General features: G+C 72.3%; 19 protein-coding genes and 1 pseudogene. 11 read left to right on the top strand and 9 right to left on the bottom strand.

The window, feature by feature from the left end; translation table 11 throughout:
- The first annotated feature begins 506 nt into the window (after positions 1-506).
- The 3 genes from RWE79_RS08775 (at position 507) to RWE79_RS08765 (ending at position 2564) form a co-directional block, all read left to right on the top strand.
- Complete coding sequence (locus RWE79_RS08775; RefSeq protein ID WP_475939453.1) at positions 507-860, top strand: hypothetical protein; 354 nt, start codon at positions 507-509, stop codon at positions 858-860.
- Between the two features lie 88 nt (positions 861-948).
- Positions 949-2304: an NAD(P)/FAD-dependent oxidoreductase gene (locus RWE79_RS08770; RefSeq protein ID WP_475939452.1), complete on the top strand. Its 1356-nt coding sequence runs from the start codon at positions 949-951 to the stop codon at positions 2302-2304.
- Between the two features lie 35 nt (positions 2305-2339).
- Positions 2340-2564: a hypothetical protein gene (locus RWE79_RS08765; RefSeq protein ID WP_475939451.1), complete on the top strand. Its 225-nt coding sequence runs from the start codon at positions 2340-2342 to the stop codon at positions 2562-2564.
- Positions 2565-2766: 202 nt separating this feature from the next.
- On the opposite strand, the gene RWE79_RS08760 is transcribed toward RWE79_RS08765, so the two are convergent.
- Positions 2767-3459 (bottom strand): hypothetical protein, encoded by a 693-nt coding sequence (locus RWE79_RS08760; RefSeq protein ID WP_475939450.1) that lies wholly within the window; start codon positions 3457-3459, stop codon positions 2767-2769.
- Between the two features lie 185 nt (positions 3460-3644).
- Between RWE79_RS08760 and RWE79_RS08755 the strand changes: the two genes are divergently transcribed.
- Both RWE79_RS08755 and RWE79_RS08750 read left to right on the top strand, forming a co-directional pair.
- A complete protein-coding gene (locus tag RWE79_RS08755; protein WP_475939449.1) occupies positions 3645-4280 on the top strand; it encodes a hypothetical protein in 636 nt (211 codons plus the stop codon).
- 35 nt (positions 4281-4315) lie between these two features.
- Positions 4316-4900, top strand: a complete 585-nt coding sequence (locus tag RWE79_RS08750) for a cytochrome P450 (protein WP_475945689.1) — start codon at positions 4316-4318, stop codon at positions 4898-4900.
- Here the strand turns inward: RWE79_RS08750 and RWE79_RS08745 are convergent.
- Both RWE79_RS08745 and RWE79_RS08740 read right to left on the bottom strand, forming a co-directional pair.
- Positions 4886-5116, bottom strand: a pseudogene (locus RWE79_RS08745) (Imm53 family immunity protein); the annotation flags it as partial. The gene RWE79_RS08750 and the pseudogene RWE79_RS08745 overlap by 15 nt on opposite strands.
- A gap of 96 nt (positions 5117-5212) precedes the next feature.
- Positions 5213-7447, bottom strand: coding sequence for a sigma-70 family RNA polymerase sigma factor (locus RWE79_RS08740; protein ID WP_475939448.1), 2235 nt, complete (start codon positions 7445-7447; stop codon positions 5213-5215).
- A gap of 289 nt (positions 7448-7736) precedes the next feature.
- Here RWE79_RS08740 and RWE79_RS08735 point away from each other — a divergent pair, with 289 nt between their 5' ends.
- On the top strand, positions 7737-10412 hold the full coding sequence (locus RWE79_RS08735) for a pectinesterase family protein (protein ID WP_475939447.1): 2676 nt from the start codon (positions 7737-7739) through the stop codon (positions 10410-10412).
- Positions 10413-10539: 127 nt separating this feature from the next.
- On the opposite strand, the gene RWE79_RS08730 is transcribed toward RWE79_RS08735, so the two are convergent.
- Positions 10540-11160: a TetR/AcrR family transcriptional regulator gene (locus RWE79_RS08730; RefSeq protein ID WP_475939446.1), complete on the bottom strand. Its 621-nt coding sequence runs from the start codon at positions 11158-11160 to the stop codon at positions 10540-10542.
- A gap of 119 nt (positions 11161-11279) precedes the next feature.
- Here RWE79_RS08730 and RWE79_RS08725 point away from each other — a divergent pair, with 119 nt between their 5' ends.
- Together RWE79_RS08725 and RWE79_RS08720 are read left to right on the top strand one after the other, a co-directional pair.
- Positions 11280-12020 (top strand): SDR family oxidoreductase, encoded by a 741-nt coding sequence (locus RWE79_RS08725; protein WP_475939445.1) that lies wholly within the window; start codon positions 11280-11282, stop codon positions 12018-12020.
- A gap of 369 nt (positions 12021-12389) precedes the next feature.
- On the top strand, positions 12390-12662 hold the full coding sequence (locus RWE79_RS08720; protein WP_475939444.1) for an alpha/beta hydrolase fold domain-containing protein: 273 nt from the start codon (positions 12390-12392) through the stop codon (positions 12660-12662).
- An 82-nt stretch (positions 12663-12744) separates the two neighbouring features.
- Here the strand turns inward: RWE79_RS08720 and RWE79_RS08715 are convergent, their stop codons facing one another.
- The 3 genes from RWE79_RS08715 to RWE79_RS08705 form a co-directional block, all read right to left on the bottom strand.
- Positions 12745-12939 (bottom strand): hypothetical protein, encoded by a 195-nt coding sequence (locus RWE79_RS08715; RefSeq protein ID WP_475939443.1) that lies wholly within the window; start codon positions 12937-12939, stop codon positions 12745-12747.
- A 100-nt stretch (positions 12940-13039) separates the two neighbouring features.
- On the bottom strand, positions 13040-13630 hold the full coding sequence (locus tag RWE79_RS08710) for a hypothetical protein (protein WP_475939442.1): 591 nt from the start codon (positions 13628-13630) through the stop codon (positions 13040-13042).
- Between the two features lie 349 nt (positions 13631-13979).
- Positions 13980-15767, bottom strand: coding sequence for an FAD-binding dehydrogenase (locus RWE79_RS08705; protein WP_475939441.1), 1788 nt, complete (start codon positions 15765-15767; stop codon positions 13980-13982).
- Between the two features lie 202 nt (positions 15768-15969).
- On the opposite strand from RWE79_RS08705, the gene RWE79_RS08700 reads away from it, so the two are divergent.
- Positions 15970-17277, top strand: a complete 1308-nt coding sequence (locus RWE79_RS08700; RefSeq protein WP_475939440.1) for a PucR family transcriptional regulator — start codon at positions 15970-15972, stop codon at positions 17275-17277.
- On the opposite strand, the gene fahA is transcribed toward RWE79_RS08700, so the two are convergent.
- Entirely contained in the window at positions 17249-18478 is a 1230-nt protein-coding gene (fahA, locus tag RWE79_RS08695) for a fumarylacetoacetase (protein WP_475939439.1), read from the bottom strand. The two genes, RWE79_RS08700 and fahA, sit on opposite strands and share 29 nt — an antisense overlap.
- 23 nt (positions 18479-18501) lie before the next feature.
- On the opposite strand from fahA, the gene RWE79_RS08690 reads away from it, so the two are divergent.
- Positions 18502-18903 carry a DnaJ family domain-containing protein gene (locus tag RWE79_RS08690; RefSeq protein ID WP_475939438.1) on the top strand — a complete coding sequence of 134 codons (402 nt, stop codon included), beginning with the start codon at positions 18502-18504 and terminating at the stop codon, positions 18901-18903.
- A 41-nt stretch (positions 18904-18944) separates the two neighbouring features.
- Here RWE79_RS08690 and RWE79_RS08685 read toward each other — a convergent pair whose 3' ends face one another.
- Positions 18945-19616 carry an ABC transporter ATP-binding protein gene (locus RWE79_RS08685; RefSeq protein WP_475945687.1) on the bottom strand — a complete coding sequence of 224 codons (672 nt, stop codon included), beginning with the start codon at positions 19614-19616 and terminating at the stop codon, positions 18945-18947.
- Positions 19617-19833: 217 nt separating this feature from the next.
- Between RWE79_RS08685 and RWE79_RS08680 the strand changes: the two genes are divergently transcribed.
- Positions 19834-23187, top strand: a complete 3354-nt coding sequence (locus RWE79_RS08680) for an FtsX-like permease family protein (RefSeq protein WP_475939437.1) — start codon at positions 19834-19836, stop codon at positions 23185-23187.
- The last annotated feature ends 1 nt before the right edge of the window (position 23188 follow it).

Raw genomic sequence — 23188 nt, 5'->3', positions numbered from 1 at the left:
CGGGCACCGGATCGCCACCGAAACCCAGGGCACCGCGCAGAGCCTTCCGACGAGGGTCTCCCATACGTTCGAACCGGTCGTCCAGCGGCAACAGCAGCTGGTGGACGACCGGCGTAGGCGAGTTCGGCCTCGAACCGGACGCCGACGGCCGGCAGAACCCGGGCGCCCGCCCCGGACACGACCCTGGCGATCTCACCCAGCAGCACGCTCTTGCCCACACCCGGCTCCCCGGAGAGCAGCAGGGCACGGCCCGCGGCCGTGCCCTGCCCGAGCAGCGCCGTGATCTCCTGTCGGGAAAGCCTGGGCTCACCGTGCACCGGCCCGCGAGGATGAACATCAGTAAGGTGACTGCGTCGGCGACTCGCGGGTCATCTGACTGATGGCACGGGCTCACGGGGCCGCGCAGAATCGTGATGCCCCTGGATCACACGAGCAGGCGCATGACACGTCACACCGTGTGCCCTCCGAGCTCCCCTGATCCCACCGGTTTACCGAGCGGTGATGTGATGAGAGAACCCGACAGTTTTGCCCCGGTGGTGTGCCGGATGCTTGGCCCAGGGGCGGGCAACGCGCACATCGCGCTGTGCCCGTGTCCGAAGCAGGAGGCGGTCGTCGTGACCGCCTCGGCGCGAGCCCTGGAGGCATTCCTGCGACGAACCCTCGCGGTGGTGCCCGCCGGTACCGAGGAATGCCACCTGGACATGGACGGAGCCGTCCACCAACTCCTGAGCGACAGCGACCCCGGTGAGCCGCTTCGACAGGGACTGCCCGTGCCGGACGGACCGGCGCCGGACGAGGTCGCAGACCTGGTCCCCGGCGCGCAAGCACCCTGTCTGCGGGCGAGAACGCCGGGCAGGTAGCCACTTCCACGGCCTGAGTCGCCCTTGCGTGTCACATCGGCCCGGCCTGCGCGGTCTACGTGGTGACGGACAACAAGCAGAGGGAATCATGCGAGAGATTCTGATTGTCGGTGGCGGCTACGCGGGCTTCTACACCGCGTGGGGCCTTGAGAAGGCGCTGCGTTCGGGCGAGGCGCGGGTCACGGTCGTCGACCCGCGCCCGTACATGACCTATCAGCCCTTCCTGCCGGAGGTGGCGGCCGGTTCGGTGGAGGCACGTCACGCCGTCGTGTCGCTGCGGCGGCACCTGCGCCGTACCCGGCTGATCTCGGGGACCGTGACCGAGATCCGCGACGCGGACCGTACGGTGACCGTCCGCCCGGTGCGCGGAGACGCCTACGAGCTGCGCTACGACATCCTCGTGGTCACCGCCGGCGCCGTGACCCGCACCTTCCCCGTTCCCGGGCTCGCGCAGCAGGCCATCGGACTCAAGCACGTGGAGGAGGCCGTGGCGATCCGTGACCGGCTGATGACCGCGTTCGACCAGGCCGCGTCGCTGCCACCCGGCCCCGAGCGGCGAAAGCTGCTCACCGTCACGTTCGTGGGAGGTGGGTTCTCCGGCGTCGAGGGCTTCGGTGAACTGCTGTCGCTGGCGACCGCGATGCTCAAGTCCTATCCGGAACTGACCGTCGACGACCTGTCCTTCCACCTGGTCGAGGCCCGGGGCCGCATCCTGCCCGAGGTGAGCGACAAGCCGGGTGCCTGGGTGGTGCGCCACCTGGAACGCCGCGGCGCACATGTCCATCTGAACACGCAACTGCTGTCCGCCGAGGACGGCCACGTCGTCCTCTCCGACGGAGAGGAGTACGACTGCACACTGATCGTCTGGGCCGCCGGCAACGCCTCGAACCCGGTCGTGCACAACCACACGGACCTACCGGTCGACGAGCGTGGCCTGCTGCTGGTCCGCCCCGATCTGCGCGTGGGCACGGACAGCGAACCGGTGCCGGACGTGTGGGCGGCCGGTGACGACGCGACCATTCCCGACCTGGCCTCGCCGGTTCCGGGCGCACGCACGGTACCGAACGCCCAGCACGCCGTGCGGCAGGACAGGCTCCTCGCCAGGAACCTCGTGGCCGACCTGCGCGCGCGCCGAGTCCGGAACTACCGCCACAGCAGCCTGGGCGTGGTGGCGACGCTGGGGCTGGGGCAGGGCATCTTCCAGTACAAGGGCATCGTCATCAAGGGATTCCCGGCGTGGTTGATGCACCGGGGTTATCACGTGCTGGCGGTGCCCAGCTGGGAGCGCAAGATCCGCGTTCTGGCGGTCTGGCTCACCGCGGCCATGACGGGCCGGGACCTCGTGTCTCTCGCCTCCGTGCAGCACCCGGGGGACGCCTTCGTCACGAGTGGGCGGACGCAGGGCCCGGGTGCCGGCCGTGCGGAGGAGGGCAGCACCGCATGACCATGTGGGGTTCTCGTTTCCATCGGGGGTACGCCATGGACGCACGTGAGGAGGCCGCCCGCGGCCTGACCGACATCGAGGGCTTCCTGTACCGGGAGGCTCATATGGGAGCGACGCACCGCCGCGTGGCGGACTTCACCGCGCGTGTGGAGGGGCTCACCCCTGCGCAGAAGCGGCAGGCACCCGGGTTTCCACGGGTGCGCCCGGCATCCGCTCCGGACGACGGTGGCCAGGTCACCGAGCCGGGACCTGGCGCATGATCAGCCGGCCCCGGCGGTCCCGATCACCGGGAGCGGGGAAGATCGTCATGCGCCCTTGTCCAGCATCGACGTCGTGTCGGAGCCAGCGGCAACGCACGGTCGACGTACCCGAGGTCCTCACCGCGCAGGAAGCGCAGAGTGGCACGACCAGGGCCGGCCACCTGTGGTCAGCCCTGGTCAGCCTGATGCTCGCCGCGCAGCACTAGGCGCCGTTCGCGCGCAGCGCGAGATGCGCCGCCGGACGACATGGACGGCCTGCCCGGGCACACCGTTGCTCGAAGTCCGGAGGAAGCCAGCCGCCGGTGAGTAAACGCGGGTGAGCCGGAAACGCGGTGATCGCAGCAAGCGCGAAGGCAAGCGAGGCCCATGGCGTCCGCACACGAACCATCGTCCGGGAACCACGAGTGTTGACGAAACCCGTCTGGAAGACATCAGCGGCCACGAGGTCGATAGAGCTCAACGCCCCCCATTCGAGGTCGAGTTCCGCGGAATGCGCGAAGTGGAGCCTCTGGAGCGTGAGCGTGACCTCGCCGGTCCCGTCCGCTGTCCAACGCGGCTGGGCATCACGTGCTGCCTGACGACGGCGAGCGGAGTTCCCGATTGCGGCGCCGGCCAGGGAACCGATCACAAAGCCAGGGCTGCCGAAGGCAGCGACGTTGTTGTGGGTGTACCTTCCGCTGCCAAGGGCTCTCCAGGTCAGACGTTGTCCCGGCCCGACAGCGAGTGCACGATCGCCGTGTCGCAGTCGTGCGGTCGTGGCCACAACCGGTCGGCGGGTCAGGTGCCCTTCGAGAACATCCGCGAGTATGTCGCACGCGTGCCAGAGGTATTCGTCAAACGGTGACCACAACGGTTGGCCGGGGATCTCCGGCGGCGGTGCAAAGGGGTTGGCCACTGTCGCTCCAGCGTCCCATGGGGTCAAGGGCTACGGTTCGCGATCAAGCCTACTCAGACTGTTCCGCTCGTCGGCCCGCCGAGTGCGCCCTCACGGACGCGACCGCAGCGACCAAGCGGCGCGTGCCGGGCGATTGTTAGCCTCAGCAGCGTGAACCCTTCCTCCCTGCCGGGCCAAGGCGCGCCATGAGCGTCGCCGGCTCCTACCCCCTCGGTGCCGCGACCACGCTCGCCGAACTCGCCCGGGACCCGCATCCGCGACTGGCGCTGCTCCGTGCGCAGGAGCCGATGTCCTGGCTCCCCGAACTGGACGGCTGGCTGGTGACCCGTCGTGATCTCGCGCTGAGCGTGATGCGGGACGCCGACACCTTCACCGTCGACGACCCCCGGTTCTCCACCGCGCAGGTCGTCGGCCCCAGCATGCTGTCCCTCGACGGCGACCACCACGCCCGGCACCGCGAGCCCTTCACCGCCCCCTTCCGCCCCAGGGCCGTGCGTGACGGTTTCGCCGCGTTCATCGAGCGGGAGACCGACCGGCTCATCACCACGCTGGAGCCGACAGGCGCCGCCGAACTGCGACGTGCCTTCGCCGGACCCCTCGCGGTCGCGGTGGTGACCGAGGCGCTGGGGCTGGCCGGGACCACCGGGGACACGGTGCTCGCCTGGTACGACTCCATCGTGCGGTCGGTCTCGGACATCACCGCCGGCCACGAGGCGGGACCGCGGGTGTCGCGGCGTACACGCAGCTGCGAACCGCGGTGGAAGCCACCGTCGCCGACCGGAACACCTCCTCCCTCCTCGTCTCGGCCGCCGGGCAGCTGACAGTGCCCGAGGTGGCATCCAATGCCGCGGTGCTGATGTTCGGAGGCATCGAGACCACCGAGGCGATGATCACCAACGCGCTGCTGCACCTGCTGCTGCACCCCGGCCAGCTCGCTCTGGTCCGGGCCGACGCCGATCTGCTGGACGGCGCGATCGAGGAATCACTACGCCTCGAACCCGGCGCGGCGGTCGTGGACCGCTACGCCACCCGCGACACCGTCCTCGGCCCGGCCATGATCCACCGCGGCGACCTCGTCACCGTCTCCCTGACGGGGGCCAACCGCGACCCGGCAGTCTTCCCCGACCCCGACCTGTTCGACGTCCGCCGCGAGAACGCGCGTCTCCAACTGTCCTTCGCACACGGCCCGCACTACTGTCCCGCCGCCCACCTCGCCCGTCTGGAAACCCGCATCGCCGTCCAGCACCTGCTGGAACGCCTCCCCGCCCTGCGCCTCGATGCCGTCCACCCCGCGGCCCCGTACGGCCTGGTCTTCCGCAAGCCCGCCACCCTGCATGTGCGGTGGGACCGGAAGGGAACTGCCGGTCGCCCAGGACCGGAAAAGCGTGAGGGCCTCGGTGAGGTTGCCGGAACCGCACACGGCGCGAAAGGTCTTCTCTGAGGTCCACACCGAGAACCAGTCATGCGTGCTGCGATGCACGTCCTGGCGGGGGTACTCACGCCATTCCAGCACCGTTTCCTCAAGATCGATGCTGATGGTCCAGCCAGGGTTGTCGAGCGTTTCGATCTTCACGCCCCACTCGTGCTCCCAGTCGCCGTCGCACTGGGCCGCGTACCAGCTTTGCAACCAGTCGATGACGTGCGCCGAATCGTCCATAGCAGGGGATGCTGGGCGGGTCCTTGCAGCTGACGAAGACAGCGCACCGTGCCCGCAGGTGACCGACCCCGGCCACAGGCCGGCCGCTGGAAGTGATCAGGACGTCAACGCGGCGCCGATCGTCGGGGACTTGATGTTGCTGAGGAAGCGCGTGGAGGGCAGTTGTCCGTCGGGGTCGCGGTCGGCGGTCGTCGCTGCGGCGTCGGTGAGGCGCAGTGCCGCCGTCGTCCAGCCCGACTGGTCCCAGGAGTTGCCCGTGTGCTGCGTACGGTCGCCCAGCCAGGAGTCGGGGTGGTTCGCCAGGGCGAGATCGCGCCGCAGGGTTGCGGCGGAGGAGACGAAGGCGAATCCCGCCGCCCCGTTGCGGAAGGCCGTGTCGTTGGTCAGCCGGGGGGCTGCCGCGCTGCCCGTCTCGGTGAATCCGAAGCCGGCGTTGTCCCAGGCCGCGCTGTCCGTGGCAACGTGGTCGACCTGACGGCTCGTGTCGCCGCCGAGCTTGAACCCGCTGCCTCCGCTGGAGAAGTTCGCGATACCCCAGCGATTGACGCCGTTGCCGAACGCCCAGCTGTGGTCGATGGTCACGGCGTCGCCGAATCGGCTGAGGTCCACTCCGTCGCCCGAGTTGTCGTAGAACCGGCATCCCCGGATCCGGTTGCCCGTACCGGAGCCGTCATTGAACACCAGACCGTTGATGTACCCGCCGGTGGACCCGGACCCGGACCCGGACCCGGACTCGTGATTGTCGAAGAAGTCGCTGTTGAGGACCAGGTTGTCGTGTGTCCCGGTGCCGTGGAGCAGCAGTCCGGTCTGCCCGTTGCCATGAACGCTGAGCCGGGCCAGGACGTCGTTGTGGCAGGAGTCGCAGACGTAGGGGTGGCCGGGGGCTTTGACGATCTCGATGCCCTGCACCGTGACATACCCGCCGCTCTGGACGATGAACGAGGCGTCTGCCGGGATCCGGGACCCGTCGAGCACGGGATGCTCGTCGCGGTAGTTGCTCACCGTGATCCGGTGATCCGCCGTGCCGGAGGCCTTGAGGGCGACCGTGGTCCCGGGGCGGTAGGTGCCGCCGCGGACGGCGACCGTCTGGCCCGGCTCGGTCATGGCGACGGCCCGGGTCACGGTGGCGAAGGGCCGGGCGAGGGTGCCCGGATTCGCGTCGTCCCCACCGGGGGCGACGTAGTAGTCGGCGGTCGCGACGCCGGAGTAGGCGGGGGCCGCGGCTTTCGGGGTGGGGGACGGCGTCTGACCGGCCGTCGTGGTCGTCGTCGAGGGGGTCCGGCCGGGCAGGCGTGAGGAGCTCGCGATCGGGGCCGGGGTCCGCACCGCCGGAGTGGTGTGAGGGCGAGGCAGGAGTGCCGGCCAGATCGCGATGCCGAGCACCGCGGCGAGAGTCGCCGTGCCGCCCACGGCGACGGCGGACTTCGCCGTGACCCGGCCCGGACCGTGGCGGAGGGCACTCAGCGCTGAGGACACCGGCGCGGCGGTCGCACCATGCGGACCGACGAGGCCCGGGATGCGGGCCGCCAGCACGACCGGGACCGTCAGCGCTCCGATCCGGATCGGCAGGTCGTCGATGGAAAGGCAGGCACCGGCCGCCGCCTCGCACCGCGGGCAGCCCGCCACATGGCGGCTGAGCTTGGTCAGCCGCCGTTCCCCGGCCGCCGTCGTGCCGCCGTCCCCGAGGGCATCGAGCTCGGGGCAGCGCGGTCGGGCCCGCCACGCGGCGAGCACGCCGACGGCGAGTCTGAGCTTGGCCTTCATCCGCTGGATACGTACCGCGGTGTGCGGGACGCTCAGGCGCAGTGCGTCGGCGACCTCGGCGCGGGTCAGCTGCCCGGCGGTCTCCTGCCACCACAGGGCCAGCGTCCGGCGTTGGTCGCCACTGAGCCACCGGCTGGCTTCCAGCAGATCGCCGCTCGCCCGGGACAGAGCCTGTCGGTCGGCGGCGAGCTCTGCCAGGTCGCGGGAGGGATCAGGGACGTCGGCCACGTCGGCCAGGGGCAGTTGATGGGCCACCGTGGCCTTGTTCCGCCGTCCGTGATCGTGTATCTGCCGGATCGCTATGGCCACGATCCAGGATCGGAAACGCTCGGGTTCGCGGAGCCGGGGCAGCGCCCGCATGGCGGACAGCATGGTCTCCTGGACGACGTCGTCGACGTCCGCGTGCCCGTGCAGTCCTCGCCCGATGACGTTGTAGACCAGGGGCAGATACTCGCTGAACAGGGCGGCCCGTGCGCGGGGATCTCCGGATCGGGCAGCGTTGACCAGGTCGGTTCCGGACAGATGAGTCGCCGTGTCGGCCGTGGGCCGTGCCGAAACGTTGCGCAATGCACCCTCACAGAGTGGTCCCTCAGCGGAAGGCGCTCATGATGACACGGGTTTCCGGAGGGTCAACCCGAGGGGCAACCGGAGGTCAAGTCGGGGGTCAAGTCGAGGCGCGAGTCGAGGGCCGAGCCGGGCCGGGCGGGGTATCCGCTAAAAATTCATGGCCGCGAACGCGTTATGGGGTGCTGATGCGCACCGTCTCCGAAGCAGCAACGGAGAAAGGATCGGCATGAACCTCAGTCGGCACAAGCGGGACAGACGGACCCGGTGGCCCATCGCGGCGGTGGGTGGCGTGGCCACTCTCGTCGTCGCCGGAGTCGGTTTCGCGGCGGCGGCCACAAGCGGCTCGGGATCCGGTGACTCCGGCGTGAAGGCCGGCACCTACAACCTCGCGGTCGCCAGGAGCGGGTTGTGCATGGATCTCATCGGGAGCAGCTCGACCAGCGGCGCCTTGATCCAGCAGTGGGGCTGCGGCTCGGGGCAGAGCAACCAGCAGTGGACCCTGGTCGATCGGGGATCGGGCGAGTTCAACATCAAGTCCGTCGCCAGCGGGAAGTGCCTCGACGTCCCGAACGCCTCCACCGCCAGTGGGGTCCGGCTGCAGCAGTGGGGCTGCGGGACCGATCAGGCCAACCAGCTGTGGACGCTGAAGGCGACGCGCGACAGCACCTTCCAGATCGTCAACGTCAACAGCGGTCTGTGCATCAGCGACGAGAAGGCGAGCACCGCGTCCGGCGCCGCGGTGGTCCAGGAGACCTGCACCACCAACAGCAACAAGCGCTGGTCGCTGACCCCGGTCGGCAGCGGCTCGACCGCCACGGCCTCGGCCGGCACCTCGGCCACCGCCTCGGCCTCGGGCACGACGATCACGGTGGCCGCCGACGGTTCCGGTGACGTCAAAACGGTGCAGGCGGCGATCGACAAGGTCCCGGCGAACAACACCAAGCAGGTGACCGTCGCCATCAAGAAGGGCACCTACCGGGGCGTCTTCACCATCCCGAGCACCAAGCCCTACGTGACGCTGAAGGGCCTCGGGTCAGCCGCCTCCGACGTCGTGCTCGTCGAGAACCACTCGGCCGGCACCAAGAAGGCGGACGGGACGACGTACGGGACCTTCGGCAGCGCGACCGCGTTCATCGACGGGCACGACTTCTCGGCCTCGAACCTGACCATATCCAACGACTACGACGCCTCTGCCGGCACGAGCCAGGCGGTGGCGCTGAGCCTGTCCGCCGACCGCGCGGTCCTCACCAACGTGCGGATCCTCGGCCACCAGGACACCCTCCTGGTCAACGACTCGGCGCGGGCCTACTTCCTGAAGTCGTATGTGGAAGGCACCGTCGACTTCATCTTCGGCGGCGGGATCGCGGTCTTCGACCAGAACGAGATCCACCAGCTGAGCAGCGGGGGCTACATCACCGCGGCCAGCACACCGGCGACCCGCGCCTACGGATACCTCTTCTACAAGTCGAACATCACCGGGCCCACGACCACGAAGACCGGCAGCCTCGGCCGCCCGTGGCGTCAGGACGCGCAGGTGCTCTACCGCGAGTCCACCCTCGGGTCGTTCGTCAACACCGGACAGCCCTGGAGCGACATGTCCAGCGCCGTGTGGACGAAGGCCCGGTTCAACGAGTACAAGAACACCGGGGCCGGGGCGACCGTCAACTCCAACCGGTCGCAGCTGAGCGACTCCCAGGCGGCGAGCTACACCCCGGCGAAGTACCTGGCCGGCTCGGACGGCTGGAACCCGATCACCGCCGCCACCGCCGCCGCCACCGCCACCGCCACCGCCACCGCCACGACGAGCACGGCGTCCGGCACGGTGTGCAAGCCCACCGCCTACGGGGCGAAGGCCGACGGCACCACGAAGGACACCGCGGCCCTGCAGAAGGCGATCAACGCCTGCGCGGGCAAGGGCACCGTGGAACTGACCAGCGGCAAGTACCTCTCGGGCGCCCTGACGCTGCCCGGCGACCTCACCTTCACCATCGATTCCGGAGCGACCCTGCTCGCCTCGAAGGACGTGGCGGACTATCCCGCGTCGGGATCGAAGCTGGCTCCGCTGCTGGCCGGCACCGGCAAGAACCTCACGATCACCGGAGCGGGCACGATCGACGGCCAGGGCGCCACGTGGTGGGCCGTGACCAAGGCGGAGAAGGCAGCGGGCAAGACCCTGTCGCCCCGGCCCGGCCTGGTGTCGGTCAACGACGCCTCGAACCTGAAGATCACCGGGATCACGCTGAAGAACGCCCCGAACGTGCACATCACCCTCAAGAAGGTGACCACGGCCGCCGTCACCAAGCTCACGATCTCGTCGCCGTCGGATTCACCCAACACCGACGGAATCGACGTGTGGTCGTCCTCGGGCGTCGCGGTGACCAACAGCACGATCGATGTCGGGGACGACAACATCGCCATCGACTCCTCGACGGCCAACGGGCCGGCCCATGACATCTCGCTGAGCGGCTGCACGATCCTGCACGGTCATGGTCTGTCCATCGGCAGCTACACGGCCGGTGGCGTCTACGACATCAACATCCATGACAACACCCTCAACAGCACCACCGCAGGGGTCCGGATCAAGACCGCGCGGGACCGTGGCGGCGAGGTCCACGACATCACGTACAAGAACCTGACGATGACCAATGTGACGACCCCGATCCAGGTCGTCGGGTACTACCCGAAGGTTCCCGCGGACGGCGACGCCGCGCAGGCGATCACCAGCACCACGCCGAACTACCACGACATCACCATCTCCGGCATCACCGCGACCGGCGCCACCGAGGCCGGGCAGATCGTGGGCCTGCCGGAGCAGCCGATCACCGGGCTGACCCTGACCTCGGTGACGATCACCGCGAAGACGGGTCTGACCGTGCGCAACGCCACGGTGGCCAAGACCTCCACCACGATCAAACCGGCCTCGGGTTCGGCGTACATCGTGCAGAGCAAGGCCACCGTCAAGTAGCGACGAAGCGTTCTCCCCTCACCGGCGCGGGGGCCGGGCCCTCGGGCCCGGCCCCCGCGCCGTCCGTCTCGTTCCTCGCGGTGCCGCCGCCGGCGGAGCGGACGCGGCTGCCGACCGCGTCGGGTGGTCACGCCCGGATTCCGCGCAGGATGTTGTGGACCAGGCTGACCGCGAACTCCTCGGTGACGGGCAGGTTGGGCAGGAGCAGCCGGTGGTAGCAGGCGCCCCAGAGCTGGTCGACGACGACCTGGGGGTCGACGTCGGGGCGGAGTTGACCGCGTGACTGGGCGCGTCGCATCGCCTCCACGGCGAGTTCGCGCCGGGGGCCGCTGTAGTGGGCGGTCAGGGCGGCGGAGAGGTCGGGGTCGGTCTGGGCCTGGCCGATCAGCTCGGCGATGACCCGGCCTGCCGTCGTCTCGGCGACGAGGTGGGCGAAGGCGCGGATCTGCGTGGTCAGGTCGTGCTCGATGTCACCGCTGTCGGGGAAGGCCAGGGTCGACTCGACCGCGTGGAAGTACGCGTCCAGGGCGAGTGCGCCCTTGGACGGCCACCACTTGTAGATCGTGGTCTTGCTGGCGCCGGCCTCGTCGGCGACCCGCTCGATGGTGAACGCGGCCATGCCCTCGCCGAGCAGCAGGGCGCCCGCCGCGGTGAGGATCTCGGCGCGCACCTGGGCGGCGGGCCGCCGTCCGCGGCCTCGCCGTGCCCGCTCGGGCGGTTCCTGCTCTGACGGCTCCGGCACCGGCATCGGACCGACCTCCCCGGGATTCATGTCTCAAGAACGCCACCCAGAGTGACATATGGACGGCCGTTCACAATATGATTATATGGACGCTACGTTCATAACTGAGATCCGAAGGAGTCCGCATGTCCGACACCACGACTGTGAGAGTCGCCTTTGTCAGCGGCGCGTCGGGGGGCATCGGCCGCGCCGTCGCCGAGCGGCTCGCCGCGGACGGGATGGCCGTCGCGGTGCACTACGCCGGCAACAAGGCCGCGGCCGACGACACCGTCGGCGCGATCGAGGCCGCGGGCGGGCGGGCGATCGCGGTGACGGGTGACGTCGCCGACGAGAGCGCCATGGCCGGCGCGTTCGACGCGGTGGAGGCGGCGTTCGGCGGGATCGACGTCGTCGTCCACACCGCCGGGGTGATGGTCCTCGGACCGGTCGCCGAATTCGACCTCGACGCTCTCGACCGGATGCACCGCACCAACATCCGCGGCACCTTCGTGGTCGCCCAGCAGGCGGCCCGCCGGACCCGCGCCGGCGGGGCCGTCGTCACCTTCTCGACGTCGGTCACCCGGCTCGCGTTCCCCGGTTACGCCGCCTACGCCGCCAGCAAGGGTGCCGTCGAAGCCATGACCCTGGCGCTGGCCCGCGAGTTGCGCGGGCGTGACGTCACCGTCAACGCGGTGGCACCCGGCCCCACCGCTACCGCCCTGTTCCTCGACGGCAAGGACCAGGACACCCTGGACCGCCTCGCCGCCCAGCCCCCGCTCGAACGCCTGGGTACCCCGGCCGACATCGCCGAGACCGTCGCCTTCCTCGCCGGTCCCGGCCGATGGGTCAACGGCCAGGTCCTGTTCACCAACGGCGGGATGGCCTGAGGCGCGGCCACCCGCCAACGCCGTTGCCCGCGAGGGCCGGCGCAAACGCGTGTCCCGCGCGGGCCCCGGTGAACGGCCCGGACCCAGGAACCGAACGAACAGGACAACGACTGTGGGCAAGCAGCAGCGCGACGCCGTCGACCAGTTGATGCGCAACGCGCTCCTCGGCCTCGACGGAGACCTCAAGGAGCAGCGCGTGCTCTTCGAGGACATGCTGACGGCGCATCCCCTGGCCGATGACGTCGTGACGACGCCGGGGTCGCTCGGCGGCGTTCCCGTGATCGGCGTCGATGTCGCGGGCGGCCGGTCCGGCAGCGCGGTCCTCTACTTCACGGCGGCGCGTACGCCGTCGGATCCGCGGCCGGTTCCGTGGGCCTGGCCTCGGGCATCGCGCGGCAGGCCGGCACCCGGGTGGTCTCGGTCGACTACCGGCTCGCGCCCGAACACCCCTACCCCGCCGCGGTCGAGGACGCGGTGGCCGCGTACCGGGGGCTGCTGGACAGCGGCCTGCCCGCCGCCCGGATCGCCCTGGCCGGGGAGTCCGCCGGAGCGGGCCTCGCCGTGGCGACCCTCGTGGCCCTGAGGGCGGCGGGGCTGCCGCAGCCGTCCTCGGCCGTCCTGTTCTCCCCCTGGCCGACCTGACCCTCACCAGCGTCAGCATGGCGCAGAAGGCCGCCGCCGATCCCGCCCTCACCCCGGACGGGCTGCGGCGCCGGGTCGCCGACTACGTCGCCGCCGCCGACCCGGCCGACGGGCTGACCAGCCCCGTGTTCGCGGACCTGACCGGCCTGCCGCCCCTGCTGATCCAGGTCGCTCCCACGAGATCCTCCTCGACGACGCGACGAGACTCGCGGCGCTCCTCGAAGAAGCCGCAGCTGCCCTGGCCGGCGCGGGCACCTTCCTGCGTGCCCGCCTCCACACCGGGGTCCCCGCCTGAGCCGGGCTGCGCCACTGCCGTGCCGTCGGCCTGGCGGCCGGGCAGCGCAGGGGGTGCGGGGGCCCGACTCCCGGGCCCACGATCACGACGGTGCGGCCGCCGGGAAGCCCAGGCCGTCGAGCAGCGCGGTGAGCAGGTCCTCCACGAAGACCTCACGAGAGCGCAGCAGTTCCTCGATCGAGGTGACCTCCGTGCCATGCCCGAAGCCGGCTGCCGCAGCCCAGGTCAGGGCGCCTTCCGCGGAGGACGTCACCTTCGACTCCAGCTCCGCGCGCTTGAGTCGCACCGCCTCGGCGAATCCGGGTGTGTCCGCCCACAGGCTCGTGTCGTCAACGTCTTCGGGTTCCTCCGCCCACAGCGCTGCCGCCGGTTCCAGGTTCAGACACGCCTCCCACCACTTCCCGCCGGGTGCCGTCCCGGTCACCAGCGCGACATCACTGTCGTGGACGGAAACGAAACAGGCCGCGGTCCCGGTCCATTCGACCACCGCGGGAAGAACCGCGTCGGGGTGGGCCGTCAGGCCGTGGTCGAACTGCAGCGTCTGCCAGCCACCCCGCCGGGGCCACCACGAACGGACCGTGCCTCCGGCCTCCTGCCGGATGCTGCCGAACACCGGCGCCTCCAGCAGCGGACGATCACTGCGGCCAAAGATGACGTCTCCGGAAAACCCCACCGCACTCCCTCCAGGATCCTGCTCGCACCGTACGACCAGCCACTGACAAAGCGTGACTGCCCCCGTGCCGGAGTCGGGTGGAGGCGAGTTCGGGGCGGGTCCGGACCTGGCGCGCTGCGGCAGCCCGGGCGGGGTGAGCACCCGCTCCGTCGTGTCCGGCCCTGACGTGCGGCCGGAACAGGTCCTCCGCGGCCCCGGCAGCGGGCGGACGCGGGTGCCCCGGCTCGCGCAGCCGCCGCGGGAGTAGGCCCCGACCGACCGGGGCGACCGGGGCAGCCGGGGCAGCACGGGCGGCCGGGGCGGCCCGGCAACCCGCCCCCGGCGCCCACCGACCGCCGGGGCGCCGACGTCAGGTCGCGGTGGCGGCGGCCGCTGCCCGGCCCGCCTGACGGCCCGAGAAGAGGCAGCCGCCCAGGAAGGTGCCCTCCAGGGAGCGGTAGCCGTGTACGCCGCCGCCGCCGAAGCCGGAGACCTCGCCGGCCGCGTACAGGCCGGGGACGGGGGTGCCGGTGCTGTCCAGGACGCGGCCGGACAGGTCGGTCTGGAGTCCACCGAGGGTCTTGCGGGTCAGGATGTTGAGACGTACGGCGATCAGCGGGCCGGCCGTGGAGTCCATGATCTTGTGGGCGGAGGCGGTGCGGCTGAGGTAGTCCCCGGGGTAGTTCAGGGCGTTGCGGATGCCCATGACCTGGACGTCCTTGGTGTACGGGTTGTCGATCTCGCGGTCCCGGGCGTCGATCTGCCGTTTGAGGTCGGCCAGGTCGATCAGGTTGTCGCCGGTCAGCTTGTTCATGCCGGCGACCAGTTCGGGCAGGGTCGTGGAGACGACGAAGTCGACACCGTTCTTCTTGAACCGCTCGATCGGTTCCGGGGTCTGCCAGGCGCGCGAGAGAGTGAGCAGGATGTCCTTGTTGGTGAGGTCGGGGTTCTGCTCGGAGCCCGACAGCGCGAACTCCTTCGCCAGGATCTTCTGGGTCGTGACGAACCAGGAGTAGTCGTACCCGGTGTCGGTGATCGCCTTCAGCGTGCTGAGGGTGTCGTAGCCGGGCAGGTTGGGGGCGGAGAAGCGCTTGCCCGTGGCGTCGAACCAGAGCGAGGACGGGCCGGGCAGGATGCGGATGCCGTGCTTGGGCCAGATCGGGGCGTAGTTCTGCAGGCCCTCGGTGTAATGCCACATCCGGTCCGGGTTGACGATGCGTCCGCCGGCCTGCTCGGTGATCGCGAGCATCCGGCCGTCCACATGCGCGGGCACACCGGTGATCATGTTCTTGGGCGGAGTGCCGAGGCGGGCCGGCCAGTTGGCCCGTACGAGGTCGTGGTTGGCGCCGATGCCGCCGGAGGTGACGACGACCACCGGGGCGCGCAGCTCGAAGTCGCCGACCACGGTGCGGGAGGTGCTGACCCCCCGGGCGGCGCTGCTCGGCTCCAGGATCGCTCCGCGCACGCCGGTGACGGCGCCGCCGGTACGGACCAGTTCGTCGACCCGGTGCCGGAACTTGAACGTCACCCGTCCACTGGCCACCGCCGCCCGCACCCGCTTCTCGAACGGCTCGACCACGGCCGGGCCGGTGCCCCAGGTGACATGGAACCGGGGCACCGAGTTGCCGTGCCCGTCGGCCAGGCCACCGCCGCGCTCGGCCCAGCCGACCAGCGGGAACCAGCGCACACCCTGCCCGTAGAGCCAGGACCGCTTCTCCCCGGAGGCGAAGTCCACATAGGCCTCGGCCCACTTGTGGGCCCAGTAGTCCTGACCTCCGGGATCGGTGACGCCGCGGTCGAAGCCGGCCGCGCCCTGCCAGTCCTGCCAGGCCAGCTCCTGGGAGTCCTTCACACCCATCAGGCGCTGCTCGGCGGAGTCGACCAGGAACAGGCCGCCGAACGACCAGAACGCCTGCCCGCCCAGATTGGACTCCGGTTCCTGGTCCAGCAGCAGCACCTTGCGCCCGGCGTCCGCCAGTTCGGCCGTCGCGACCAGGCCGGCCAGCCCGCCGCCGATGACGATCACATCGGCGTCCGATGACTGGGCGGCGAAGGCCGGTGTCGCGTGGGCGAAGGCGGTCGCGCCGGCGATGACGCCTCCGGCCACCGCCAGGGCACGGCGGCGGCTGACGACGGGCGGGCCTGCGGGGTTCTCCATGGATTACCTTCCGGAAGGGGTAGGCAAGGGGGAGGCGCGGAACGCGCTCGTGGAGGGTGTTGTGGGAATGACCGCGCTGTTACTGTGCGGTAGCTCACAGATAATCAGTTCGCCACGCGCGTGCGGTAGTGGCCGGGCGTCAACGCGTCCGCCCCGTCGTTGTGGCCCGGCGACAGCGCCCGGACGGAGAAAGGCGGGGCTCATGACGGTCAGCGCCCAGCACGAGTCGCAGCACGGCCCGCAGCCCGAGCCGCAGTACGGGCCGGTCACCGGGATCCTGCGGGTCATGGCCGCCGACGCGGACGTGTGCGGCGAGCTCGTACGGGCGGCGAGGACCCACGCGCCCGACGTGGCCCGGCTCACCGAGGCGGAGAGCCGCCGGCATGTCGCCGCCCTGGTCACCGCCGCCGGTGAGTGGTTCGCCACCTTCGACCGGGCCGAGGAGCAGGACTTCGCCGCCGCCCTGCTGCTGGGCACCGACCGGGCCGGGCAGCGCGTCCCGATGACCGCCGTACTGCGCGGCGTCCAGGCCGCCCTCGCCCGCGCGGTGGAGATCACCGTCGACCGCTGCCGGTCCGCCGGGGTGCCCGACGCCGTGCTGCTCACCGCGGTCCTGCGGCTGAAGGAGTACGGCGACGCACTCCAGCGTCATGTGGTCCACGGATACCGCGCCGCCGAGCAGGGCATGCCCCACGCGGCCGACGAGACACGGACCCGGCTGCTGCGCCGGTTGCTGGCGGGCGACGCGCCCCCGGCCCCCGAGGACCTGGCGAAGGCCGGGATACGGCCGGACGGGGTGCACCACTGCCTGGTCTCCGAGGCCGGCGATCCCGCGCACACACGTCTGCTCACCCGCGGGCTCTCGTCGCTGCGCGGGATCTCCGGGCTGGTCGACGGGCACCTGGTGGGGTTGAGCCCCCGGATGCCCAGGAGCGAGGAGATCACCGGGGGCGCCCTGGTCGTGGTCTCGCCGGTCACCGCCCTGGACGAACTGCGCCCGGTGCACCGGCTCTGCGTCCGCGCCCTGGACATCGGCAGCCGGCGGGGGCTGCGCGGACTGCGCGATCTCACGGACTTCGCCGGTGAGATCGCCCTGGCGGAACAGCCGCTGCTGGGCTCGTACCTGAGCCGCGGGCTGCTGGGATCCCTCGACCGGTCGGACGGTTTCCACCGTCAGATCGCGCTCACCGCCCTGACGTTCCTCGACCACGGCAGGCGCCTGGACCAGACCGCGGCGGCCCTGTTCACCCATCCCAACACCGTCCGGTACCGGCTCGGCCGGCTCCAGCAGATCACCGGGGAGTCGCTCACCGACACCCTCTCCGAGGGCCGGTCCGGGCCGCTGGGCACCCTGCACTGGTGGTGGGCCCTGACCACCTGGCTGCGACCGGACCCCAGCCCTGACCAGCCTGACCAGCCCGACCAGAGCAACCAGCCCGCCGAGCCCGGCCGGCGGCCGCCGGCGTCGGCCGGCGGCGCCGTCACACCGCGGGCCGTACCCGGCCGGTGACCTCGCCCAGGGCGATACGGACCCCGTCGGTGCCCGGGGCGGTCGCGGTGATGGTGACCTCGTCGCCGTCCTCCAGGAAGGTGCGCCGGGAACCGTCGGCCAGGGCGATCGGCTCCGCGCCGTTCCAGGTCAGCTCGATCAGGGCGCCCCGGGTGCCGGCCCCGGGGCCGCTGACGGTGCCGGAGGCGAAGAGGTCGCCGGCGCGCAGCGAGGCGCCGTTCGCGGTCAGATGGGCCAGCATCTGCGCGTACGTCCAGTACATGGAGGCGAACGGGGGCCGGGAGACGAGCGTGCCGTTGAGCCGGACCTCCAGGGCGATGTCCAGCCCGGCGGGAGGGGACGTGCGGTCGTCCAGGTAGGGCAGCGGCTCGGTGTCGCGCGGCGGCGGGGCCACCCGGGCGGCGGCGAGGGCCTCCAGGGGCACCACCCACGGGGAGACCGAGGTGGCGAAGGACTTGCCGAGGAAGGGCCCCAGCGGCACGTACTCCCAGGCCTGGATGTCGCGGGCGGACCAGTCGTTGACCAGGCAGACACCGAAGACATGGTCGTCGGCCCGGTCCAGGGGCACCGGCTCGCCCAGGGCCGTCGGGCCGCCCACCACGAAGCCGAGCTCGGCCTCGATGTCCAGGCGCCGGGTGGGCCCGAAGGCGGGCACCGCCTCGTCCGGCGCCTTGCGCTGGCCGCTGGGGCGGACCACCGGGGTGCCGGAGACCACGACCGTGCCGGCCCGGCCGTGGTAGCCGATCGGCAGGTGCTTCCAGTTGGGGGTGAGCGGCTCGCCGCCCGGGCGGAAGATACGGCCCAGGTTGGCCGCGTGGTGCTCGGAGGCGTAGAAGTCGGCGTAGTCGGCGACCTCGAAGGGCAGATGCAGGGCGACGGAGTCGCGCGGCACCAGATGCGGTCCCACCGCCGCCCGCGGGGCGGGGTCGGTCAGCCACGCGGTGAGGCGGGCCCGTACCGCCGTCCAGACCGGCCGGCCCGCCGCCAGCAGCGGGTTGAGCGTGGCGGCTTCCAGCAGCGGGTCCGGCGCGCCCGCCGCCCGTGCCGCGGCGCCCGCGTCGAGGACGTACCGCCCGTAGGCGACGCCGATACGGCGGTCCCCGGGGCGGTCGGCGGTGGTGAACACCCCGTACGGGAGGTTGGCGATGCCGAAGGGGGAGTCGGCGGGGACGTCGTCGTCTGGCCGGCTGCGGAAGGACATGGCCGGACTGTAACCTCGGAAGGGTGACAGAGCGCAAGCCACCCGGTGTCAGCTTCGAGTCATTCGTCGACAAACAGATCCGCGAAGCGGCGGATCGCGGCGACTTCAGGGACCTGCCCGGCTTCGGCCAACCGTTGCCCGCCCTGGACCGGCCCTACGACGAGCTGTGGTGGATCAAGCAGAAGATGCACCGCGAGCAGCTGAGCGCGCTGCCGCCCGCGCTGGCCCTGCGCAAGGAGGCCGAGGACGCCCTGGAGGCCGCCTCCGCCGCCGCGACCGAACACCAGGTGCGCGTGATCATCGAGAACGTCAACGAGAAGATCCGCGCCGCGCTGCGCCTGCCGCCCGCCGGGCCGCCGCTCAATCTGAAGCCCTACGACGTCGAGGACCTCGTCCGCGCGTGGCGCGAGGCCCGGGCGCGGTAGTGCTGTAGTGCCGTGGTGCGGTAGAGCCGTGAGCCCGGACGTCACCCTTCCTGGACGATCCGGCCGTCCCGCAGTTCCAGTACCCGGTCGGCGAGTTCGATCAGCTGCGGGTCGTGCGTGGCGACCAGCGCGGTGACGCCCTCGGCGCGCACGACGGCCCGCAGCAGTTCCATCACGGAGCGGCCGGTCTCCGCGTCGAGCTGACCGGTCGGCTCGTCGGCGATGAGCAGGGCGGGCCGGTTGGCGAGCGCGCGGGCGATCGCGACGCGCTGCTGCTGACCGCCGGAGAGCTCGCCCGGGCGCTGCGCGGCGTGACCTTCGAGGCCGACGAGGGCCAGCAGCAGGGCGGTGCGCTCCTCACGCTCGCGGCGTTCGGCCCTGCGCAGCCGCAGGGGCACGGCGACGTTCTCGGCGGCGGTGAGGATGGGCAGCAGACCGAAGGACTGGAAGATGAAACCGATCCGGTCCCGGCGCAGCGCCAGCAGCTCCTTCTCTCCGAGCCCCGCCACCTCGGTGCCGTCCACCGTGACCCGGCCCGAGTCGGGGCGGTCGAGGCCGCCGACCAGATTGAGCAGGGTGGTCTTCCCGGAGCCGGACCGCCCGCGCAGCGCGACCAGTTCACCGCGCGCCACGGTGAAGGACACCCCGCGCACCGCGCGCACCGCGGTGTCCCCGCTGCCGTACGTCCTCACCAGGTCCTCGACGACCACCATGCCGCCCGCCGCCGGGTCGTCCCGGACCGCCGTGCCCCGGTTCGCCCCCTGCCCCCGCTGCTCCCCGTGCTCGCGCTGTTCCCGCGTTCCCCCGCTCATGACGGTCAGCGTACGCCCGGGGTAGGGTCGGCTGCGGTGCCGAGGGGGACACCCTGTGTCGGGGCGTCGGGGCGTCGAGGCGTCGGGTAACGGGGTGACGGGATGACCGGGTGACCGGGTGACGGGGTTTCTGCTGCTGCGCGTGCGCGCGCACCGGCTGCTGCTGTGCTCGGCGCTGCTCTCGGTGGTCCTGACGACCTGTGTGCTGGCCGCCCTCGCCGCTTACGGCGGGGCGATCGGTGAGGCCGGACTGCGCCGCGGTCTGCAGGACCGGTCGGATCCGCGCAGCCTCGTCGAGGTGCAGGCGGACGTCGGCGGCCGGGACCGCGTGCGCATGGACGCGAGCGTACGGAAAGCGGCCGCGCGGGCGTACGACGGGCTGCCGGTGCGGGTGGCGGCCAGCACACGTTCGGGGCCCTACGCGCTGCCGCGCGCGCTGCGCCCCGCCGGGGCGGCGAGGAGCGCCGACCCGGACCTGACGCTGCTGGCCACCTTCGACCGCACCCGGGTGACGATGACCGAGGGCAGCCGCCCGGGCAAGGCACCCGGGCACGGCGCCGTGCCGGTCGCCGTGCCCGAGACCGCCGCCAGGCTGCTGGGGGTACGGGCGGGGGACGAGTTCACCCTCACCGACCGGCTGGGCGGCCCGGCGCTGCGCGTGCGGCTGACCGGCGTCTACCGTCCGGTCGACCGCACCTCCCCGTACTGGCGGCTCGACACGCTCGGCGGCCGGGGGGTGTCCACCTCGGCGTTCACCACGTACGGGCCGCTGCTCGCCGACCCCGGGGTCTTCGACTCCGGGCGGGTCGCGGCGGTCGCGATGTCCTGGCAGGCCCGCGCCGACTTCTCCACCATCACGCCGGACCGGATCGAGCCGCTGCGCAAGGCGGTCGTACGGGGCGTCAAGCGCCTCGGCGACACGTCACAGGACGGTGCCGCGTCGGCGCGCAGCGATCTGCCCGAGCTGCTGACCACTTTGCGCGGCACCCTGCTGGTGAGCCGCTCCACGCTGCTGATCGGCACGCTCCAGCTGGGCCTGGTGGCCGCCTTCGCGCTGCTGCTGGTCGCCGGGCTGCTGGCCCGCGAACGCGCCGGGGAGACCGCGCTGCTGCGGGCCCGGGGCGCCTCGCGCGGCCGGGTGGCGGGACTGGCGGGAGCGGAGGCCCTGCTGCTGGCGGTGCCGGCGGCCGTGACGGCGCCGCTGCTGGCCGGGCCGCTGATGCGGCTGCTGGCCGACCGGGCGGGCGTGCGCGTCGGCGGGCCGGCCGGCGCCTGGTGGGTGGCCGCCGCCACGGCCCTGGCCTGCGCGGTGGCCGTGGCCGGGCCCGCACTGCGCCGCCCCGCCGGATACGCCGCCGAACGGGCCGCCGGGGCCCGGCGCGGGCCACTGCCCGGGGCCGTACAGGCCGGGGCGGACCTGGGGCTCGCCGCGATCGCCGGGCTCGCGTACTGGCAGCTGTCCCGGCGGGGTTCGGGGGCCGGGGCACTGACCGCCGACTCCGCCGGGGCGCTCGGCGTGGACCCGGTGCTGGTGGCCGCGCCCGCCCTGTGCCTGCTCGCCGGTACGGTCGTGGCCCTGCGGCTGCTGCCGCTCGCCGCCCGGCTGGGTGAACGGCTGGCGGTCCTGGCGCGCGGCCTGCCGACGGCACTGACCGGCTGGCAGCTGTCCCGGCGGCCTGCCCGGGGCAGCGGTCCGGCGCTGCTGCTCGTACTCGCCGTGGCGATGGGCATGTTCGCGGTCGGCGACGCCTCCAGCTGGGCCCGGTCGCAGCGTGACCAGGCGGACTTCGCGGTGGGCGCCGACGTACGGGTCACCGGCTCGACCACCTCGCCGTTCGGCCAGGGCGGGGTGTACGACGGCACGCGGGGGATCACCACGGCGGTGCCCGTCAACCGGACCGACGTACCGCTGTCGCAGGAGCGCACCGCGACCGCTCTGACCATGGACACCGCGGCCGCCGCCAAGGTGCTGCGGCTGCGCGGCGACCTGGCCGACCGGTCGGTGCCGCGGCTGCTGGCGCCGCTGCACGCGGAGGACGGCGACAGCGGCGGGTTCGTCCTGCCCGACGGCACCGCCCGGTTGCGGATCACCGCGCGGCTGACCTCCACGGGGCCGGCCGGCGGCCACGGCGGCGTCACCGACACCCTCACCGCGACCGTCGAGGACCGCTACGGCGTGCGCTACTCCTTCCGTCTGGGCGACCTGCTCTCCGACGGCGAACCGCACGTCCTGACCGCCGACTTCGCCGCCGAGGCCGGGCTCGCCGCCGGGGCCGCCCCGGCCGGCCCGCTGCGGCTCACCGGCCTCCGGGCCGACTACCTCGTCCCGAGGCGGACCGAGCACCACCGGCTGGTCGTCGCCGGCCTGCGCGCCGTCATGGACGGCGGCGGCACCCGGGCCGTCCCGGTGCCCGCAGGCTCGCGGTGGAGCGCCGCCACGGCGGTCGACAACGACGACTTCCCGCGGATCGCCACCAACGGTTACGCCAACGCCCATTCCCGGAAGCCGAGTTCGAGCACGGGCACGCCGCTGTCCGTGCGGTACGACACCGGGCAGGAGCCGTTCCAGGAGTTCGCCGACCAGGGGTCCGACGGCGCCACCCTCACCCTGCGCCCCGACGTCCGGGCCGCCCCGGCGCTGTCCGGGGTCGCCGACGACGCCTTCCTGCGCGCCACCGGGGCCCGGACCGGGAACTCGGTGAAGATCAGCCTGGCGAGCACCGAGCTGACCGTCCGCATCACGGGCGTCGTCCGGTCCCTGCCCGGCACCGGCACCGGCACCGGCGCCGACGGCACCCAGGACGGCAGCGACGGCGGCACCGGGAGTTCCGGCACCGACGGGGGCGCCCTGCTGCTCGACCTCCGCGCCGTCAACCGCGTCCTGGGGGACCAGGAGCTGGGCGGCCTGCAACCCGGCGAATGGTGGCTGGCCACCGCCCCCGGCGCCGGCCCCCGGGTCACCGCCGCGCTGCGCGACCGCAGCGACACCGACTCCGTCCTGGTCCGGGCCGAGGAGCGGCGGAAGCTGAGCGCCGACCCGCTCGGCGCCGGCCCGCAGTCGGCGCTCCCGGCCGCCGTCGTGGCCGCCGTACTGCTGGCCGCCGCCGGCTTCGCGGTCTCCGCGGCCGGTGCCGTGAGGGAACGTGCCGGGGAGTTCGCGGTGCTGCGCGCACTGGGCGCCTCCCGGGGCGGCCTGGCCCGGGTGATCGCCGCCGAGCAGGGGCTGCTGGTGCTGGTCGCCGTGGGCATCGGGGTGGCACTGGGCGGAGTGCTGACCCGCCTCGTCGTCCCGCTGATCGTGCTCACCGCGCAGGCCCGCCACCCCGTCCCGCCGGTCCTGGTCCAGCTGCCGGCCGGGCCGCTGCTGCGGCTGCTGGCCGCGGTGGCGGTGGTGCCGCTGCTCGTCGTCGTGGTGACCGCGCTGCGGCCGGGCGACCCCGCCCGGGCGCTGCGCCGGCAAGGGGGTGAGTGAC

The organism is Streptomyces sp. RLA131 (assembly GCF_056270125.1).
Note: the sequence above shows the minus strand (reverse complement) of the source record. Positions and strands in the feature narration are given on the sequence as shown.